The organism is Dermacoccus sp. 147Ba, assembly GCF_004151355.1.
Classification (GTDB): Bacteria; Actinomycetota; Actinomycetes; order Actinomycetales; family Dermatophilaceae; genus Dermacoccus; species Dermacoccus abyssi.
The window spans coordinates 100,166-118,198 of the sequence record NZ_SEHL01000009.1 but is presented as its reverse complement, the minus strand read 5'-3'; the positions used below and the strand labels follow the sequence as shown (position 1 = coordinate 118,198).

Sequence of the window (18,033 nt, the reverse complement as noted above, 5' to 3'; positions counted from 1 at the left end):
TCAGTCGTCCAACCGGTGCGCGGCGGCCAGCACCTCCGGCGCGAGCAAACGGCTCGCGCCGAGCACCTCCACGCCGACCAGGCGGCCGTTCGCATCCACGTCCAACACGACGTCGATTCCCGGCTCGCCGCCGAGGTCGACCGGGACGGTGCGCGTCACGCCGCCGGCTCCCCGGTCCGGGCCGACGCGACGTACGCCGCGTCGGCCTCGCCGTCGAACGTCAGCCGTACCGCGTCAGCGGGCGCCCCGCCGTCGGGCGCGTTCACAAGAGCGAGCGCAGGACGTCGGCGGCCCCGTCGTTCTCGATCGGGCCGGTCACCTCGTCCGCGGCGTCCTTCACCTCGTCGGGCGCCTGGCCCATCGCGACGCCGCGCGCAGCCCACTCGAGCATCTCGAGGTCGTTGCGCTGATCGCCCACGGCCACCGTGTTCGACGGCTCGATGGCGAGCTTGCGGCGCACCAACTCGAGCGCCGACGCCTTCGAGACGCCCTCGGGGTTGATGTCCATCCAGGCCGTGTACCCAACGGCGTAGTTGACGTGGTGCAGGCCGATGCGGTCGGCGAGCTCGAGGAAGTCCTCGCTCGTGCCCGACGGCGAGCGGAACGTCACGCGCGTCACGGGCTCCGACATGAGCTCCTCCCACTCCACGACGGTCTGCTCGCCGTCGAGTTCCCCGTCGGGGAAGGGCGCGGTGACCTTGAACCCGTCCGGCCCCTCGACGGCGATGACGGCATCCTCCCACTGCCCACGCAGCAACGACAGCGCCGGCGCGGGGTCGAACGTCACCCGGTCGACGATCTCGTAGCCCGCGTCGAGCGAGCTGTCGAGACGCAGGGTGATGGCGCCGTTCGAGCACACGACGTAACCGTGGTCGAGGTCGAGCATGCGCAGGATCGGCGTCGTCGCGACAACGGCGCGCCCCGTCGACAGGACGACATGGTGGCCGGCGGCGACGGTGTCGCGCACGGCGTCACGCGTCGCGTCGTGCATCGTGCCGTCGTACTGCAGGAGAGTGCCGTCGATGTCGAGGCAGACCATGAGCGGTGGCCATTCGTGCGAGCCGGCACCTGCGCCGGGTCGGACGCTGTTCGCGGCCGCAGCCTCGGGAATGACGGGCGTCGTGTCGTCGGACGGAGTCACACGCACACCCTACGCGTCGCGCCTTCCCGCGAACGTCACGGCGTGAGTTGCACGGGAGGCAGGAGGAAGGACGAACAGACGCCCAGGGCCCCTTCCGATCACTCGGAAGGGGCCCTCGTCAGGTAAGGCAGATCAGTGGTTCTGGCCGAACCCGCCCTGCGGGGCCGAGCCGTACTGCTGGCCGTTGCCCTGGCCGAACTGCTGCTGGCCCTGCTGGTAGCCACCGTTCCACTGCTGGCCGCCGTTCGTCGCCGAGGCGCTCGAGCCCTTGCGGCTCTGCAGGAACGCGACGACACCGACCGCGAGCGCCGCGAGCCCCGCGAGGAGCGTCAACCACACGCCGGCGCCGATCGTCGCCGAGTAACCGGATGCGGCGCCACCGTCACCGACGGCACTGGCCGTGCTCGGGAACTGCAGGATGCCGATGATGAGCAGCACGACGCCGAGGGCGGCCGTGACGATGCCCGTCACCTTCGCGTTGAGCTTGCCCAGAGCGGCGAGCACGCCGGCCACGGCGAGACCGATGGCGAGGATGAGGACGAAGATGCCGCCCGTGTTGCTCGACTCACCGAGCGTCGGGTTGGCCGAGTTGCTGTTGCCGCCGATGCCGTTGAGCGCGACGGTCTCACTGCCCGACTTGAACGTCACCCACGCGACGAACGGAGCGATGAGTGCCAGGAGGGCTGGCAGGAACGGGCCGAACTTCGCCACGGGGGACGCGCTCGAGGTCTTCGTCGGCTGGGCCGACTGCGACTGACCGTACGCGGCCGACGTGTACTGGCCCTGCTGGCCGCCGTGCGCCGGGGTCGTGTGCTGGCCCGAGCCGTACGTCTGGCCGCCCTGGGGCGACGAGCTGTACTGACCGGGCTGAGCGTAGCCACCCTGCGGAGCGGAGTTGTACTGCTGGCCTCCCTGGGGCGAGGAGTTGTACTGACCCGGCTGCGCATGACCACCCTGCGGCGCGGAGCCGTACTGCTGGCCTCCCTGGGGCGAGGAGTTGTACTGACCCGGCTGCGCATGACCACCCTGCGGCGCGGAGCCGTACTGCTGGCCTCCCTGGGGCGACGAGTTGTACTGCTGACCCGCGCCGTACTGACCCTGCGGAGCGGAGTTGTACTGCCCACCCTGCGGCGCCGAACCGTACTGCTGACCCGCGCCGTACTGACCCTGCTGGCCGGCAGCACCCGGGTAACCCTGCGCGTAGGGAGCCGACTGCTGCTGGGCGATGGGCGCGCTCGGGTAGGCCTGCGAATGCGCGGACGACGCCTGCGTCGGCGACTCCGTACGCGCGGGGGACTGCCCCGGCTGAGCTGCAGCCTGCGGCTGGTCACGGTAGGCCACTTGCGTGGCATCGTTCTCGAACCGCTGGGTGTGGTCGTGCACCGGGTTCGGCTCAGCCGCCGGCGTCGAACCGCCCGCGATGCGGGTCTCTGCCTCGGAGTCGCCGCCGCCCCAGGTGGAGGCGGGCTTTTCGTTGTTGTCGCTCATGCGACCCTCCCGTGTCGAGATGCTGAAGTGTGATCTGCGCCCAAATCTACCGGGGAGCCCTCACGCCTGCAGCTTGAAGGCCTCCTTGTAGCTCAGGCGCCCACCCGTCTGCATGACGCTGCGGCTGTAGAGGCGCGTCGCGACCCGAGTGATGGCGATCGCAGCGACACCCGCGATGACGAGCGCGACGAGCGGCTCCCACCAGGCTGCATCGCCGGTGATGACGCGCGCGGGCATCGCCACCGTCGAGACGACCGGCACGAACGAGGCCACCTTGAGGGCCGTTCCGGTGAGCATCATGCCGAGCATGAGCACGACGACGACGAGCATTGTCACCGGCTGGGCGGTCGTTTGGACGTCCTCGCTGCGTGACGCGAGCGCGCCGGCCACCGCGAACATGCAGGCGACGACGAGGAAGCCCGCGAGGAAGAACACGACGAACCACCCCGAGGCACTCGCCACGGTGCCGATGAGCGTGCTCCACCGTGTCTGCGACAGCCCGATGAGCGCTACGCCGACGAGCAGCGTCACCTGGGCCAACGCGAGGACGGCGTTGCCGATGACCTTACCGGCGAGCAGGTGCTTGAGCGGCACCGCGCTGGCCAGGATTTCGACGATGCGTGACTGCTTCTCCTCGACGACGCTCTGCGCGATCGGCATGCCGAAGATGAAGGCGACGAAGTAGAACAGGAACGCGAAGACGAAGGTGACGAGCTTGCCCAGCCCGGCGTTGACGGATCCGGGGTCGAGCCGTTCGTCCGTCACGTTCGCTCCGCTCGAGAGCTTGGCGAGATCGATGCCCTGAGCCTTCGCGTTCGCGGCGAGCGTCTGCTCCGCGGCGGCGCTCGTGACGAACTTCTTCACGTCGGCGTCGACGTCCTTGTCACCGACGAGCGTCCAGCCGCCGGAGGTGGGCAGGAGCGCCAGATCGGCGCGACCGCTCCTGACCGCGTCGCGGGCGTCGGCGGGTGACGACGCGGAGACGCTCGTGTACTCGACCTTGTCGTGGTCGGCCTTCGCCGCCTTCTCGGCGGCGTCGACGAGGGAGCTTCCCGAGAGCCCGGCCGCGTTCTTCTGCGTCACGACGGCGATGGACGACGTAGGCGTCTTGCCCGAGAGCCAGATCTGGACGCCGAACGTGCCTGCGACGAGCAGGAGCGTCACGACGAGCGACATGAGGAAGTTCTTGTCCCGCGCCTTCAGGGAAAGTTCGCGCAGGGCGACGATCTGCCAGGCGGGGCGGGTCTGGGTTTCTGCGGCGGCGTTCATTCCTCAGGCCACCTCTCGGTAGATGTCGGCGAGTTGGGGCACGATCTCGTGGAACTCGCGCACGCGGCCGCGCTCCATGGCGCTGCGCAGGAGCTCGTCGGCGGCTGCGTCGCCGTTCGTGTGCGGCAGTTCGAGCAGGGCAACCGGGCCGTCGACGTCGGCGACGAAGATGCCGAGCGAGCCGGCGACATCGCGCACCCACCCGGCGTCGGCGTCGAGGACGAGGCGGTGGCGAACGCGACCGCGGCGGCGCAGATCCTGCGCGCGCCCTTCGGCCACGACCTCGCCGCGCGCGAGGATGACGAGCCCGTCGCACAACCGCTCGACGAGGTCGAGCTGGTGGCTGCTGAACAGCACCGGCACGCCACGCGCCGTGTACTCGCGCAGGAGATCGGCCATCGCGTCGACGGCCTGCGGGTCGAGGCCGCTGAACGGCTCGTCGAGGATGAGCGCGGACGGTTCCGCGATGACGGCGGCCGCGATCTGCACGCGCTGCTGGTTGCCCAGCGAGAGCGATTCGAGCTTGTCCTTCGAACGGTCGGCGAGACCGAAGCGCTCGAGGAGGTCGAGGCCGCGCGTGCGCGCCGCCGAAGCCGTCACGCCGCGCAGCTGAGCGAGGTAGACGAGCTGGTCGATGAGCGGCTGCTTGGGGTAGAGGCCGCGCTCCTCCGGCATGTAGCCGATGGCCCGACGCTCAGCCGACGTGATGGGCCGGCCCTCCCACAGCACGTCGCCCGCGCTCGGCTCGAGCACGCCCATGATCATGCGCATCGTCGTCGTCTTGCCGGCGCCGTTACCGCCGACGAAGCCGGTCATCCGGCCGTCCGGCACGCTGAACGACACGTCGCGCACGGCGACCTTGTCGCCGAACGTGCGGCTCAGCCCTTTCGCTTCGAACATCGTCCGTTCCTCTCGGTTTCCCCTTCGGGAGGTACGGGAACCATCCTGGCGAAACGGCGGGGTTCTCACCTCCGCCGGGAGGATGAACTTCAGGTGCCGGGCTGCTCCCCCACGCGCACGAGGCCGGTTTCGTAGGCGGCGACGGCGGCCTGCACGCGATCGCGCAGGTCGAGCTTCATGAGGACGTTCGACACGTGCGTCTTGACGGTGGCCTCACCGACGAAGAGTTCGTCGGCGATCTCCGCGTTCGAGCGCCCGCGCCCGAGCAGCGCGAGAACGTCGCGTTCGCGCGGGGTGAGCGCGGCGAGGCGGGCATCCGCTTCGGGTGCGGCCTGCTGCGCGGTACGTCGTTCGATGACGCGGCGCGTCACCTCGGGGGCGAGCAGCGCGTGACCGTGACCGACGGTGCGCACCGCCTCGGCGAGTTCGTCGGCCTCGGCGTTCTTGAGCAGGAATCCGCTCGCGCCGGCGTCGAGCGCGCTGAAGAGGTAGTCGTCGCGATCGAAGGTCGTGAGGATGACGACGCGGCCCAGCCCCTCTTCGACGAAGCGGCGCGTGGCCTCGATGCCGTCCATGACGGGCATCTGTACATCCATGAGCGTGACGTCGGGGTGCAGCTCGCGCGCGACCGCGAGCGCCTCCTCACCGTTCGCGGCGGTGGCGACGACGTCGAGGTCGTCCTCCACCGACAGGATGAGGGAGAACCCGCCGCTCACCATCCGCTGGTCGTCGACGATGAGGACCCTGAGCGATTCGGTCACGGCGTCTCCTTGTTCCTGGTCGAGGCTGCGAGAGGCAGGCGCACGCGCACACGGTATCCACCGGTGAGGCGTGGCCCGATCTCGGCCGAGCCGTGGTGGGCGCGCACCCGTTCACGCATGCCGAGCAGGCCCAGCCCGCTGCCGGACGTACCCGCGCGGGGGCGGCCGTCGTCGAGCACCTCGACCTCGACGTAGCGGCCGTTGCCCTCGCCACCCGCGCGCAGCGTGACGGTGGCTGCCGTGGCCGTCGAGTGACGCTGGACGTTGGCGAGCGCCTCCTGCACGGTGCGGTAGATGCTGTGCCCGACGTTGGCGGGCACGTCGACGTCGACGAGGTCGTCGAGGCGCACGTCGAAGGTGGGGGTGCGTACGCCCGCCACGAGGGCGGCGACGTCGTTCAGGCCCGGTTCGGGTGCGCGTGCGGCGCCGTTCGTGGGCTCGCCCGAGCCGTTCGCAGTGTGTTGTCCGTCGGCGCGCAGAGTGCCGAGCAGGGCGCGCATCTGCGTGACGGCCTCACGCGACGAGGCCTCGACGTTGCTCAGCGAGTCCGTCGCGCGCTCAGGGTCTTTCACCATCACCTTGCGGGCCGCTGCGGCCTGGATGCCGATGGCCGCTACGTGGTGGGCGACGACGTCGTGCAGTTCGCGTGCGATGCGCAGCCGCTCCTCGACGACGGCCTGCTCGGTGAGCTGGCCGGCCTGACGGGTGATCGTCTGGGCCTGCTGGTGGGCGAACGCGCGGGCACGGGCGCCACGCCACGAGTTCGCCCCGGCCCCGACCGCCGTCGCGAAGTAGAGCACGTTGATCATCAGCCCCTGCAGGACGGCTGCGGCCGTCGCGCCGAACCACGGGTCGCGCGCCTTGGCGGGCTGGGCGTTGTAGGAGTCGAGGAGGTCATCGTTCATCGCCGCCACGGACCACTGCACGCTCAGCCAGCCGAACATGAACAGCACGAGGCCCGCTGCCGCGAGGGTGACCAGCTTGCGGTCGGGCGCCCAGGCGAGCGCGGTGAAGATGGCGAAGAAGTACACGCCCTGCATGGCGATGGACGACATCACCGGCACCTGCGTCAGCCCCATGACGAACATGTGCGCGGCCGTGACGAGCATGACGGTGACGGGGAAACGTCGGCGCAGCACGAGCGGGCCGGCTCCGATGGCGGCGCTCAGATACAGCGCCCAACGCGGCCACAGGGAATCGGCCGAGAAGCCGAGTGCGCGCCACACCTCGAGACCCAGCAGCGCGCCGAGGAAGAACAGGATGGCGATGAGAACATCTCGCCTCAGCCAGGCGTCAGGTCGCCTGCGCACCCATTCGTCGTCGAGGCCGAAGAACTGTTTCACCCGACCGAGGGTAGAGCGCAGTCGCCGGGCGCACCTCCCTCAAGCGGCGGAGATGCTCGCACTGGGCTAGGCCACCCCTGGGGTCGGGTGACAGACGACGTACCTCCTGATTGGCTGAGTGGGTGTCCTACTCGCGGCGGCGCCTGAGCGTAAGCCGCACGCGGGCAGACAATTTCGGCAATCATGGCCGGGGCGGCACTCCCACGTGTGGGCCGGCCGTCCACTGCCTTGCACGAGACTCGATGTGGAGGAACTGACATGACGGTAGCGACTGACGCTGTCTTCGAGATGCCGGACGACGGCGACAACGAGGGCGGGCGCCCGAGCGAGCGCGACAAGCGCAACATCACAGACCCGGAGGCGGGCGGCGAAGCAGACCGCGTCGACGAGGACAACGTGCCCCAGTCCGGCCTCGACAAGGACCGCCTCCAGGGCGAGTGACGGCACCAACCCACCCCGCCGGAACACACGAAAAGGACATCACCCATGAGCCACACCCCCGAAGAACTCGAAGCTGCGCGCGAGGCCGCCCAGGCCGCCGTCGACACCGCGACGTCGTGGGACTACAGCGCCGGCGACGCCAAGATCGACAGCAAGCTGCGGGAGGGCCTCGATGCAGCGGGCGTCACCATCGACGATGACGAGTTCGAGCGCATCGTCCGCGAGATCGACGCGCTCACCGGTGACGAGGACGCGGGCACGCCCCAGGTGAGCGCCGCTCGCCCGACGACCGGCGCCTGAGCGCTCCCCGATCGGGCGGCCGCCGGCTGCGCGGGCGCGCTTGCGCGACATCGCGACGAAGCGTCGCAAGTGCGCCCCTGCAGCGTCCTCGTGACGCGTTCACCGGCGGCCGCCCGACTGCCTGCCCTTGATGTGCCCGCGCCGGCCGGGCACGGGCACGCCAAAAACCACGCACACCAGAAGAATGCGCACCGAACAAGGGAGATCCCATGGGTATCGACAAGCTCACCGACGCGTTCTCGAACGACGGGGACCACGACGAGGGCGGCGAAGACGCCCGCAACGAGGCTCGCGCGATCGACGAGGGCTCGCCCGAGCGCGAGATCGTCAGCGACGACCCCGGCACGCCCACCGAAACCACCGACTGACGGCGCGGCCTAGCTCGACGCGAGCGACACGACGAGGTTGAGCGTCGTCGCGACGACGCCGACGCCCAACACGTAGCTCAACAGCGTGTGGGCGAGCACGAGGCGGCGCATCTGGCGGTTCTTCAGCGTGGTGTCGGAGACCTGGTACGTCATGCCGAGGTCGAACGCGACGTAGGCGAAGTCGTAGTAATCGGGCTCGCCGCCCTCGAAGTCGATGCCTCGCCCGCCCGGCTCGTCGCCGTAGTACAGACGCGCGTAGCGGGTCATGTACGTGAGGTGCACGAGGAACCACGACGCGACGACGCTGCCCGCGCCGAGCAGCGCTTCCGGGGTGCCCGAACTCTTGTGCTGCCCCGCCGCGAGCAACAGGCCCACCCCGGCGAGGCTCGCCACGGTTCCACCGATGACGGTCGCCTCGGACAGCGCCACGCTCGGATCTTCCTCGCGCGCGTGCTCGGCGGCCTCGTGCTCGTTCATGGGTCGAACGGTGAGCCACGTCCACAGCCCGTAGATCGTGGCCGCCGCTGTCCAACCCGCCATGACGTGGAAGGCCAGGCTCCGCGCAAGGTTCGCCATCGACAGGGCAGCGACGAGCGCGCCCAGCGCGATGCACACAGCCAGTCTGACGCCGGCGCGCTGCGTCAGCGCGCGAGGGTGCGAAGCCATGGGGTGAACGGTAGCGCTCGCCATGGGCGGGCGATGTGTGACCTTCGGCCCAGGATGTGAGTTGTGGCCCGGTCTGTGAGCTGCGCCGGTCACAGACCGGGCCAGAGCTCACATCCTGCGATGGGTCCTACCGCTTGTCAGCGCGCTTCTTCTCGGCATCGCGCGCGAGGATGTAGCCCACGAACCCACCCGCGATTCCGAGAACGGCGGCGGGGACGACGGTGGCCCACCACGCCTCGCCCTTGTCGTGGAAGAACAACAACCCGAGCACGAATCCGATGACAAAGCCCGTTGAAGCGTTGACGCTGTTCGACAGCTTCATGACAAAGGAATCTAGCCAGCGCAGCGCATCGGGGGGCGAACGATGCGTGAAATCACGTACGTTCCCTGCAGTTCTCCACACTCAGCGGACTCCGAACTCGTCGGCGAAGGACACCCTCTTTGCCTCTTACAAGTGACGCCATGAACAACGACTCTCAGCTCCCACTCTACGAGTCGCTGACACCTGGAACCCCCGTGATCGCCACAGGGTGCACCTACGCCACGCTGGGGCGGCTTACGTTGAACGCAGGGCTACCGGCCCGCGTGTTGGGGCATGACTGGCGCTCTCTCGGCGCTGTCGACCTTGACGTCCCTGCGCATGTGGCAGGTTTTCCTGGGACCTCGAACGACAGCATCGAGGTCACGGGAATCTGGACGGGCCGGTCGATCATCGTCGACGGCTGGCGCTATGCACCCTTCGAGGCGGGAAAAGACCCGGTCGGTGCGCGATTTCCCCACGAGACCACCACAGCGATAGCCCGGTCACTCGACGAGGAAGCAGCCAGCGGGATGCCGAGCCTTGGACAGCTCACGGATCGCGATGACACGCGAAACCTCGTGACGGTGCCCGTCCTCACCGACCACTGGCGACGCTGGGCCGACAGATGGCGAGGCACCGCTTTCGTCCAGGTGCAGGGCTTCGTCACGCCGCTGGGTGGGCAGCTGCGATACCCGGAAGATGCTCCACGCCGGAGTCCCCAGACATCGACGTAAGTGCCCCGTGAACACGCGAGTCCCTGCACCGCGAACGGTGCAGGGACTCGCGTCAGGCAACCAGGTCAGGCGATGACGGGCAGCACCTCGAGGCCACCCATGTACTTGCGCAGAGCCTCGGGAACGCGGACGGAGCCGTCGGCCTGCTGGTGCGTCTCGAGGATGGCGACGAGCCAGCGCGTCGTCGCGAGCGTGCCGTTGAGGGTGGCGACGGAGCGGGTGGCACCGTCGGTGCGCTCACGGATGTTGAGGCGGCGCGCCTGGAAGGTCGTGCAGTTCGACGTCGACGTCAGTTCGCGGTAGGTGCCCTGCGTGGGAACCCAGGCCTCGCAGTCGAACTTGCGCGCGGCGCTCGTGCCGAGGTCGCCGGCGGCCGTGTCGATGACGCGGTAGGAGAGTTCGCACTTGGCGAGCATCTCCTCTTCCCAGGCGAGCATCTTGGCGTGCTCGGCCTCGGCGTCCTCGACCTTGCAGTAGGTGAACATCTCGACCTTGTTGAATTGGTGCACGCGAATGATGCCGCGCGTGTCCTTGCCGTACGAGCCGGCCTCGCGGCGGTAGCAGCTCGACCATCCGGCGTAGCGCACCGGCTCCGTCACGTCGATGATCTCGTTCGCGTGGTAGCCGGCGAGGGCCACCTCGGAGGTGCCGACGAGGTAGAGGTCGTCCTCCTCCTGCACGCGGTAGATCTCGGCGTCGTGCTTGACGTCGAAGCCCGTGCCCTGCATGGTCTCGGGGCGCACGAGCGTCGGCGTGATCATGGGCGTGAAGTCGTTGGCGATGGCCTGGTCGAGTGCCATCTGCAGCAGCGCCAGCTCGAGGCGAGCGCCGACACCCTTGAGGAAGTAGAAGCGCGAACCCGACACCTTCGTGCCGCGCTCCATGTCGATGGCGCCGACCTTCTCGCCGATCTCGAGGTGGTCCTTCGGCTCGAAGTCGAACTGCACCGGCTCGCCGACCGTCTTGACGGTGACGAAGTCGTCCTCGCCGCCGGCGGGCACCCCGTCGAGGACGACGTTGGGGACAGTGCGCATGAGCTCGTCGAACTTGGCTCCGGCCTCGTCGGCGGTGGCCTCGAGCTCCTTGACGCGGGTGCTCAGCGCGGTGGCGTCCTCGCGGGCCTTGTCGGCGTCGGCCTGCAGACGCGCGACCTCGGCGTCGTCACCCGACTTCTTCGCCTTGTTGAGCGCGCCCATCGCGGCACCGACGCTCTTGGAGACCTGCTTCTGCTCGGCACGCACCTTCTCGAACTCGCCGAGGGACGAACGACGCGTCGCGTCGAGTTCGAGAATCTGGTCGACGACGCTCTCGTCGGCGCCGCGAGCCCGCTGGCTCGCGCGGACGGCGTCAGGGTTTTCGCGCAGAAGCTTGATGTCGATCACGAGGTAAGGCTATCGGGTAGGGGCAACCGGGTTGCCCGGAGACGCCCCGACGAGCGCAGAACCCGCCTAAGGGGAGAGCGTTGAACAACTCGTACCGTCCCAACGCACTCGTCACGGGCCTGTGAGGCCCTCCATTCATGGCCTCGACCACACGCGCGAGTCCTCCGCAAACCAGTCCGCAGCATCCAGCAGCATCTCGGCGGCCGGTTCGTTCGGCATGCGCTCACGTGGCGCATCGACGCGTCGGCCGTTCACGAGAAGGTGGACCGAGGTAGACGTCACCAATGCATCGACGCGGATGCCCGCGCGCTCCACTGTCACGGTCGCTTCGGTCGCGCTCGCGGTAACACCTCGCAGCAGGAGAAGGTTCCGCAGATGGGCCGCAGCCGCCTCATCGCTGATCCCCTGGTCAACCGCAAACCGTTCGACGAATCGCTCCACTTCAGTTGCCGGATACCACTCGACGTCCTCCGGCAATCTCGCGTCGTACAGTTCCGACCACGCGCCGGCGAAGCCCGGGCCCCAGCTCACGTTGGGCTCGCGCCCGGGTATCGGCCAGAGATACACGTACGCCAAGCCGAACTCTCCGCACCGTTCCCGCGACCGCCGGACAGCATCACAGAGTCGGCGCATAAGTCCGCGTCGCGGCTGGATGAGCAGGACGGTGACTTCCGTGTCCGCTAGGTCGCCGGAACGCACCCGCCCGGCGAAGAGCGTTTCGCCCCGATTCACCTTGTCGCGCGCCGGTCGACCCTCGCCGCACCGAATCACCCACCCGAAGGCAAGGCGATCGAGCAGATCATCGAACGACCGCAGCTGCATCTCCTCGCGAGAACCGCCCGGGTCCACCACCACCTCATCGCCTTCGGGGGCGACAAGCGCGTGAACGTCGCGTCCTGGCCGCGAAAGGAAGACCTCGTCGAAGGTGCCCGCCACCGCGTATTCGATCTCGACCTGCCATCCGCGAGCCTGCCACCGCTCGACGGATGCCACGCTGCTATCCCTCGATGCCACGTCGGCACCTTATCGATGAGGCACCGACGCGACCTCGTTTCGGTCGGCTCACGGGGGCCATTCCCACAGCGGCCTGGTCCAGGTGATGCGCTGCGTCGGATCGTTCGAGTCCAAGAGTGTGCAGATCAGTCGGAAACGGGCGTAGTCGTGGTCGATCTCCCAACTGACCATCGACGGCGAATCGACCGTCGGCGCGCTCGTCATGCACCGGTCGAGCTCGCGGTGACCCTGCCGCGAGGCCTCGACGAGAAGCGGCGCTGCGAGAACCATCAGCGTCAGGATGACGAAGACAACACGGCGAGGGTTCACGCCCTGACCTTAGGGCGCCTCACGACGGGAGCAGAACCCGCGACGGGCGCGGATTGTGGCGACGGGAGCGCTGCAACACTCCCATCGGCACTGCTCAACCGGCGAGATACTCGTCCAGGGCTCGACGCAGGATGTCACTGGCACTCGTGTGCTCCCGACGCGCCCGCGCGCGGACAGCATCGATGCGCTCAGGGTCCAGCCGTACTGTCACGGTTTCGGCCGGACGCTTCCCCACGGTGCGCGGACGCCCGACCGGAGCCACCCGAGCCTTGGAAAATCCCGCCTCGGCGTCAGCGACGAGGGCCTCGATCGTTTCCTCTGTGATCGGCTGCCCATTCACCGTGCCCCATGAGCCACCGTCGGGTCGGGTTGCCGTGTCGAACTTCTCGTTCATCGCTTTCTCCCCTCTAGTAAGTCGAGCGTGGCCTTGCGTACCGGCATCGCGTGAATGATGAGCGTCCGCTTCTGGTCGAACACCAAGGCGACGACCTCCACGGGCCGCCCTTTCGTGTCGACTCCGATGCGTAGATACCGCTCGGGCTGATCGTCTTCAAGGCGAGCTTGTCGTGCGAAACCAGTCATCCACGCCTGCGTCACGTCCTCGGCGGACAATCCGTGCTTGAAGGCCGAGGGATGGAGTGTGACGGCGTCATCCACAACAATATTGTGTCACGAAACTCGCCCGAAAGACAGAGCCCGCGACGGGCGCCGAAGACGGGGCCCGCAACGCTCCCATCGAGGGTGTTTCGCTCCCACAGCGAGGCATGCTCACGTCGGCAACCAACCGTCGCCCGGGCGCCGACGCTCGCTGACCGATACAGTCGTGAGGTGCCGAACTCCTCACCCTCGCAGGGCGCCCGCAAGCGCGCCGGCATCGTCGTCAACCCCACCAAGGTCGACGACCAGGACAAGCTGCGCCGCGAGTGCACCAAGGCCGCTAAGGAGGCCGGCTGGGACGAACCGCTCTGGCTCGAGACGACGCTCGAGGATCCCGGCGTCGGCCAGGCTCATCAGGCCGTCAGCGCGGGCTGCGACATCGTTTTCGCCGCGGGCGGCGACGGCACGGTCCGTCTGGTCGGCTCCGCGCTCACCGGCACGGACATCCCGCTCGGCCTCATGCCGCAGGGCACGGGCAACCTCCTCGCGCGCAACCTCGGCGTCTCCGTCGACGGCTCGGCCGCGCAGAACTTCGCGCGCTCCCTCGTCGGTCACGACACGCGTATCGACGTCGGCCGCGTGCACGCCACGTTCGACGACGGCTCGGCCAAGAACGACACGTTCCTCATCATGGCCGGGTTCGGTCTCGACGGCGACATCATGGATTCGACGAGCGAAGGCCTCAAGAAGCGCGTCGGTTGGATGGCCTACCCCCTCGCCGGCATCAAGTACTTCACCGAGCGCCCCGAGCGCATGCTCGCCAGCTTCGACGACGGCGCCCCGCGGACGAAGAAGACGACGACGCTGCTCGTCGGCAACTTCGGCCGCCTCACCGGCGGGGTCAAGCTCATGCCCGACGCCACGGGCAACGACGGATGGTTCGACGCCGTCTGGCTTTCGGCCGACGGCCCGCTGCAGTGGGGCGCGCTGACGCGCCAGATCCTCACCAAGTCGCGCCGCAACACGAACCGCGTGGAGCGGGTGCGTGCGCGCCGCGTCGAGGCCCGCGCCATGGGCCGCGAACGCGCCGTCGAGCTCGACGGAGACGTGATCGGCCAGGCCCGCGACGTCAGCATGTGGATCGACTCCGACGCGCTCGTCGTGCGCATCGCCGACCCGAAGGACTCCAAGCTCTCCGACCTGCGCAGCCGCCTGCCCGGGCCGTTCGGTCAGGACTTCAAGGGCCTGCCCGCGAAGGCGAAGAAGTCGAGCACGTAGTCGGGTGAACCTCAGGCCGCGAGCGAGCTGACGATCGGCACACCCGGGCGGTAGGCGATGTGCAGGTAGCTCGGGGCGTCGAGCATCGCCAAATCGGCGCGCGCGCCGACGCGGATGACGCCGACGTCGTCGCGCCGCAGCGCTGCAGCGCCCCCGGCCGTCGCGGCCCACAACGCCTCCGCGGGCGTCATGCCCATCTCGCGCACGGCGAGCGCGATCATGAACGGCATCGAGTTCGAGAAGCACGTGCCCGGGTTGCAGTCGGTCGCGAGCGCCACCTCGACTCCGGCGTCGAGGAGGTCGCGCCCGCTCGGGAACGGCTGACGGGTGGAGAACTCGACACCCGGCAAGAGGGTCGCAACGGTCGACGAACCGGCCAGTGCCGCAACGTCCTCCGTCGACAAGAACGTGCAGTGGTCGACGCTGGCCGCGTCGAACTCGACGGCCAGCTGCACACCGGGTCCCTCCCCGAGCTGCCCCGCGTGAAGGCGCGGCATGAGGCCCGCAGCTACGCCGGCGCCAAGGATCTCGCGCGTCTCGTCGCCGTCGAACGCGTGCGCGCTGTGCGGTTCGCAGAACACGTCGATCCAACGCGCGAGGGGCGCGCACGCTTCGAGCATCGCGCCGGTGACGAGGTCGACGTACTCGCGCCGATCCGTGTCGCTCGGCACGACGTGGGCGCCGAGGTAGGTCACTTCGTCGGTGAACTCCCCCGCGATGCGCAGCGCCCGCGCCTCGTCGTCGACCGACAGCCCGTAGCCCGACTTGATCTCCACGAGCCCAGTGCCCTGCGCCCGTGCCTGCTCTACGCGGGCGGCGACGAGTTCGCGCAGACGCTCGTCGGACGCCTGGCGTGTGGGGCGCACCGTGTTCGCAATGCCGCCGCCGTCGTAGGCCTCCCCCGTCATGCGCGCTGCGAACTCGGCCGAGCGGTCGCCGTCGAAGACGAGGTGGTTGTGCGAGTCGACGAACGCGGGGATGACGGCGGCCCCCTCCATGTCGAGGCAGCGGTCGGCGTCCGGGGCGTCGGAGGCAGCGCCCACCCACACGATGTGTTCACCGTCGATGACGAGCGCGGCGTCACGCAGGAGCGCGATGCGCTCCTCTCCCCGAAGCGCCGCGCCACCCCCGCCCCGCGCCGGATCGTTCGTGACGAGTTCCCCGATGTTCGTGACGAGCGTCGTGCTCATGCGTCCTCCCAGAGTGTGGTGATGGCTTCGGTGAGCAGGGCCCCGACGTCACCGAGGCGGTGACGACCTGCTGTGACGACGTGGGCGCCGTCCGCGACGACGTCCGTGACGTCCTCCGCCGTGGCCGCGAGCAGCACCTGCTCGGGCAGACACCCTGCGGTGCGGCGCGAATCGAGGCGCACGGCAACGGCGTCCGCGCGCATGCCGACCTCGAGGCGTCCGGCGTCCGGCCACCCGATCGTGTCGTGACGCGTGGCCGCGTCGAGCAACTGCTCGGGGCTGAAGCGGCCGCGGTCGTTCGTCACGAGGCGCTCGTGCATCTCGAGCGCGCGGGCGTCCTCGAACGTGTCGACGACCGCGTGCTGGTCGCTGCCGAGGCTGACGCGCACCCCGGCGTCGGCGAGCGCGCGAGCGGGACCGATGCCGTCGGCGAGGTCACGCTCGGTCGTCGGGCAGAAGCACGCGACGGCGTTCGCGGCGGCGAGCAGCGCGATGTCGTCATCGCTCAGGTGCGTGGCGTGGACGGCCGAGAACCGGGAGGTCAACGCGCCTGCGTCGTCCAGAAGCGCCACCGGCGAGCGGCCGTAGAACGCCTCGCACGCCTCGTTCTCCGCGGGCTGCTCGGACAGGTGCGCGTGCACGGGCTGACCATCGCTCGCGGCGAGCACCTCACCGATCTCGTCACGGGCGACGGCCCGGACGGAGTGGACGGCAGCGCCGATCCGCGTCGTTTCGTCGTCGGCGAGCAGGGCGTGGCGTGCAACCCAGGCGGCCGCGGAACCGTCGCTGAAGCGCTGCTGGTCGTCGCCCAGCGGCGCGTGACCGTCGGCGGTGAGCCCGCCGTGGAGGTAACAGGTGTCGAGGAGCGTGAGGCGGATCCCGGCCTCCCGGGCGGCCTCGCGGAGTGCTTCGCCCATCGCGTTCGGGTCGTCGTACGCCGCGCCGCCGGGGCGATGGTGGACGTAGTGGAACTCGCCCACGCTCGTCATGCCGGCCATGACCATCTCGGCGAAGACGGCGCGCGCGAGCGTGCGGTAGTTCTCTGGCGTGAGGCGCCTCGAGACGGCGTACATGCGCTCGCGCCACGTCCAGAAGGTGCCGCCGTCGCCGTGGGTACGTCCGCGCAGCGCGCGGTGGAACGCGTGCGAGTGACAGTTCGCGAAACCGGGCAGGACAACCCCACCCAACGAGACGTCACCGTCGCCACGCTGGACGCCGGGTTCGATTGCGCTCCAGCGCCCTTCGAATTCCGTCAGGCGAACGTTGTGCGCCACGCCCTCCGGCAGAAGTGCGTGTTCGGCCCAGTAGGTCGTCATCCGGCGAGGTCCTCCAGAACGCGGACGAGGGCCTCCACGCCGCGCACGCAGTCGTCGGTCTCGGCGAACTCCTCGGGCGAGTGCGATGTGCCGGTCGGGTTGCGCACGAACAGCATCGCCGTGGGCACGCCGTGGTTGGCGAGGATGCCTGCGTCGTGGCCGGCGCCCGTGCCGAGCAAGGGCACGCCGCCGAGCGTCGCGTCGAGCCGCTCGACCAGGCCCGCGTCGAAGGGCGTCGTCGGCGTCCACGACTCGGCGCGCCAGGACCCCCCAAGTGCCCTGGCGCGCTCCTCGAGCTCGTCGACGACGGCCCGCACGTCCTCCTCTCGGGAGCCTCGTGCGTCCACCCACGCCGTGACGTGCGACGCGATGGCGTTGATACCTCCCGGCACGACGTCGAGCTTGCCGACGGTGGCGACGACGCGGTCGCCGCCCTCGCCCGAGCGGTCACGCGAGGCCGCCGCGCCCCGCGTCGCCTCGATGAACTGCGCCGCCTTGAGCAGCGCGTCGTCGCGGTTGCCGAGGGCCGTCGTGCCGGCGTGGTCGGCGCGTCCGGGCAGGTCGGCGCGGAAGCGGCCGTGCGGCCAGATGTCGGTGCCGATGGCAACCGGGGCGTCGTCGAGATCGATGAGCGCGCGGCCCTGTTCGACGTGCAGCTCCACGAAGGTCCCGACCCGCGCGAGGGTCTCGTCGTCGCGCCCGAGCGTGCCCGGGTCGCGCCCGGCGCGCTGCCATGCCTCGGCCATCGTGACGCCGTCGGCGTCGGTGAGCGAGCGGGCGCGGTCGGCGTCGAGCGCACCGGTGATGATGCGCGAACCGGCGCAGGCGACGCCGAAGCGAGCGCCTTCCTCGTCGACGAAGTTGACGACCCCGATCGGCTTGCACGGAGCGAATCCTTTCTCCTGCAACGCCTTCACGGCCAGGAGCGAGGAGACGACACCGAGGGGCCCGTCGAACGCGCCGCCGTCGGGCACCGAGTCGAGGTGCGAGCCGGTGACGACGCCCTCGCCGGGCGCGTCGTCCGGGTTGCCCCACCACGCCCACTGGTTGCCGGCGCGATCTTCGGTGACGTCGAGCCCCAGCGCGGCGCACTCGCCGACGAACCACTCGCGCAGTGTCGCGTCCTCACGCGTCCACGCGAAGCGCCGGTAGCCGCCGGAGCCGCCGTCACGGCCCACGGGGTGCAGGTCGTTCCACAGCGACTCGAATCGGCGGGTCTCGCTCACGTCAGTACC

Annotated in this window: 22 protein-coding genes; 5 read left to right on the top strand and 17 right to left on the bottom strand. The window is 69.5% G+C overall.

All coding sequences use genetic code 11. The annotated features are described in order from the left end of the window. From EVU97_RS12345 to EVU97_RS12315, 7 genes are all read right to left on the bottom strand, one after another. Positions 1-159, bottom strand: coding sequence for a DUF2283 domain-containing protein (locus EVU97_RS12345; protein ID WP_129666203.1), 159 nt, complete (start codon positions 157-159; stop codon positions 1-3). Positions 160-262: 103 nt separating this feature from the next. Next, entirely contained in the window at positions 263-1,141 is an 879-nt protein-coding gene (locus tag EVU97_RS12340) for an HAD family hydrolase (protein ID WP_370448535.1), read from the bottom strand. 132 nt (positions 1,142-1,273) lie between these two features. After that, a complete protein-coding gene (locus tag EVU97_RS12335) occupies positions 1,274-2,629 on the bottom strand; it encodes a DUF4064 domain-containing protein (RefSeq protein WP_129666201.1) in 1,356 nt (451 codons plus the stop codon). Between the two features lie 60 nt (positions 2,630-2,689). Next, positions 2,690-3,898, bottom strand: a complete 1,209-nt coding sequence (locus EVU97_RS12330) for an ABC transporter permease (protein WP_129666199.1) — start codon at positions 3,896-3,898, stop codon at positions 2,690-2,692. A 3-nt stretch (positions 3,899-3,901) separates the two neighbouring features. Next, the gene (locus EVU97_RS12325; RefSeq protein WP_129666197.1) at positions 3,902-4,798 is read right to left on the bottom strand and encodes an ABC transporter ATP-binding protein; all 897 of its coding nucleotides are present in this window, start codon (positions 4,796-4,798) and stop codon (positions 3,902-3,904) included. 89 nt (positions 4,799-4,887) lie between these two features. After that, a complete protein-coding gene (locus tag EVU97_RS12320) occupies positions 4,888-5,559 on the bottom strand; it encodes a response regulator transcription factor (RefSeq protein WP_129666195.1) in 672 nt (223 codons plus the stop codon). Beyond that, on the bottom strand, positions 5,556-6,902 hold the full coding sequence (locus EVU97_RS12315) for a sensor histidine kinase (RefSeq protein WP_240730226.1): 1,347 nt from the start codon (positions 6,900-6,902) through the stop codon (positions 5,556-5,558). The genes EVU97_RS12320 and EVU97_RS12315 overlap by 4 nt, the downstream gene beginning before the upstream one ends. A gap of 258 nt (positions 6,903-7,160) precedes the next feature. Between EVU97_RS12315 and EVU97_RS12310 the strand changes: the two genes are divergently transcribed. From EVU97_RS12310 to EVU97_RS15020, 3 genes are all read left to right on the top strand, one after another. Further along, positions 7,161-7,343, top strand: coding sequence for a hypothetical protein (locus tag EVU97_RS12310; RefSeq protein WP_047310683.1), 183 nt, complete (start codon positions 7,161-7,163; stop codon positions 7,341-7,343). A gap of 45 nt (positions 7,344-7,388) precedes the next feature. Then, on the top strand, positions 7,389-7,643 hold the full coding sequence (locus tag EVU97_RS12305; protein ID WP_047310684.1) for a hypothetical protein: 255 nt from the start codon (positions 7,389-7,391) through the stop codon (positions 7,641-7,643). Between the two features lie 209 nt (positions 7,644-7,852). Beyond that, a complete protein-coding gene (locus EVU97_RS15020; protein WP_165357961.1) occupies positions 7,853-8,011 on the top strand; it encodes a hypothetical protein in 159 nt (52 codons plus the stop codon). Between the two features lie 9 nt (positions 8,012-8,020). Here the strand turns inward: EVU97_RS15020 and EVU97_RS12300 are convergent, their stop codons facing one another. Further along, positions 8,021-8,677: a DUF1345 domain-containing protein gene (locus EVU97_RS12300; protein ID WP_165357960.1), complete on the bottom strand. Its 657-nt coding sequence runs from the start codon at positions 8,675-8,677 to the stop codon at positions 8,021-8,023. 127 nt (positions 8,678-8,804) lie between these two features. Then, positions 8,805-8,999 (bottom strand): hypothetical protein, encoded by a 195-nt coding sequence (locus EVU97_RS12295; RefSeq protein WP_129666189.1) that lies wholly within the window; start codon positions 8,997-8,999, stop codon positions 8,805-8,807. A gap of 140 nt (positions 9,000-9,139) precedes the next feature. Here EVU97_RS12295 and EVU97_RS12290 point away from each other — a divergent pair, with 140 nt between their 5' ends. Continuing rightward, complete coding sequence (locus tag EVU97_RS12290) at positions 9,140-9,712, top strand: hypothetical protein (RefSeq protein WP_129666187.1); 573 nt, start codon at positions 9,140-9,142, stop codon at positions 9,710-9,712. Positions 9,713-9,777: 65 nt separating this feature from the next. On the opposite strand, the gene serS is transcribed toward EVU97_RS12290, so the two are convergent. The 5 genes from serS to EVU97_RS12265 all read right to left on the bottom strand — a co-directional run bounded on the left by serS (position 9,778) and on the right by EVU97_RS12265 (position 13,074). Continuing rightward, complete coding sequence (gene serS, locus EVU97_RS12285; protein ID WP_129666185.1) at positions 9,778-11,094, bottom strand: serine--tRNA ligase; 1,317 nt, start codon at positions 11,092-11,094, stop codon at positions 9,778-9,780. A 135-nt stretch (positions 11,095-11,229) separates the two neighbouring features. Beyond that, on the bottom strand, positions 11,230-12,087 hold the full coding sequence (locus EVU97_RS12280; protein WP_129666183.1) for a hypothetical protein: 858 nt from the start codon (positions 12,085-12,087) through the stop codon (positions 11,230-11,232). A gap of 69 nt (positions 12,088-12,156) precedes the next feature. Next, the gene (locus EVU97_RS12275; protein ID WP_047310689.1) at positions 12,157-12,417 is read right to left on the bottom strand and encodes a hypothetical protein; all 261 of its coding nucleotides are present in this window, start codon (positions 12,415-12,417) and stop codon (positions 12,157-12,159) included. Positions 12,418-12,511: 94 nt separating this feature from the next. After that, positions 12,512-12,811 carry a ribbon-helix-helix protein, CopG family gene (locus tag EVU97_RS12270; protein ID WP_052946817.1) on the bottom strand — a complete coding sequence of 100 codons (300 nt, stop codon included), beginning with the start codon at positions 12,809-12,811 and terminating at the stop codon, positions 12,512-12,514. Then, positions 12,808-13,074, bottom strand: a complete 267-nt coding sequence (locus EVU97_RS12265) for a hypothetical protein (RefSeq protein ID WP_047310690.1) — start codon at positions 13,072-13,074, stop codon at positions 12,808-12,810. Before EVU97_RS12265 ends, EVU97_RS12270 begins: the two co-directional genes overlap by 4 nt. Positions 13,075-13,245: 171 nt before the next feature. Here EVU97_RS12265 and EVU97_RS12260 point away from each other — a divergent pair, with 171 nt between their 5' ends. Further along, a complete protein-coding gene (locus EVU97_RS12260) occupies positions 13,246-14,292 on the top strand; it encodes a diacylglycerol kinase family protein (RefSeq protein ID WP_165357959.1) in 1,047 nt (348 codons plus the stop codon). 11 nt (positions 14,293-14,303) lie between these two features. Here EVU97_RS12260 and hutI read toward each other — a convergent pair whose 3' ends face one another. The 3 genes from hutI to EVU97_RS12245 are packed head-to-tail and all read right to left on the bottom strand — an operon-like array spanning position 14,304 to position 18,024. Further along, positions 14,304-15,482 (bottom strand): imidazolonepropionase, encoded by a 1,179-nt coding sequence (hutI, locus tag EVU97_RS12255; protein WP_129666179.1) that lies wholly within the window; start codon positions 15,480-15,482, stop codon positions 14,304-14,306. After that, complete coding sequence (locus EVU97_RS12250; protein ID WP_129666177.1) at positions 15,479-16,798, bottom strand: formimidoylglutamate deiminase; 1,320 nt, start codon at positions 16,796-16,798, stop codon at positions 15,479-15,481. The genes hutI and EVU97_RS12250 overlap by 4 nt, the downstream gene beginning before the upstream one ends. Next, positions 16,795-18,024, bottom strand: coding sequence for an allantoate amidohydrolase (locus EVU97_RS12245; RefSeq protein ID WP_240730225.1), 1,230 nt, complete (start codon positions 18,022-18,024; stop codon positions 16,795-16,797). Before EVU97_RS12245 ends, EVU97_RS12250 begins: the two co-directional genes overlap by 4 nt. Between the last annotated feature and the right edge of the window lie 9 nt (positions 18,025-18,033).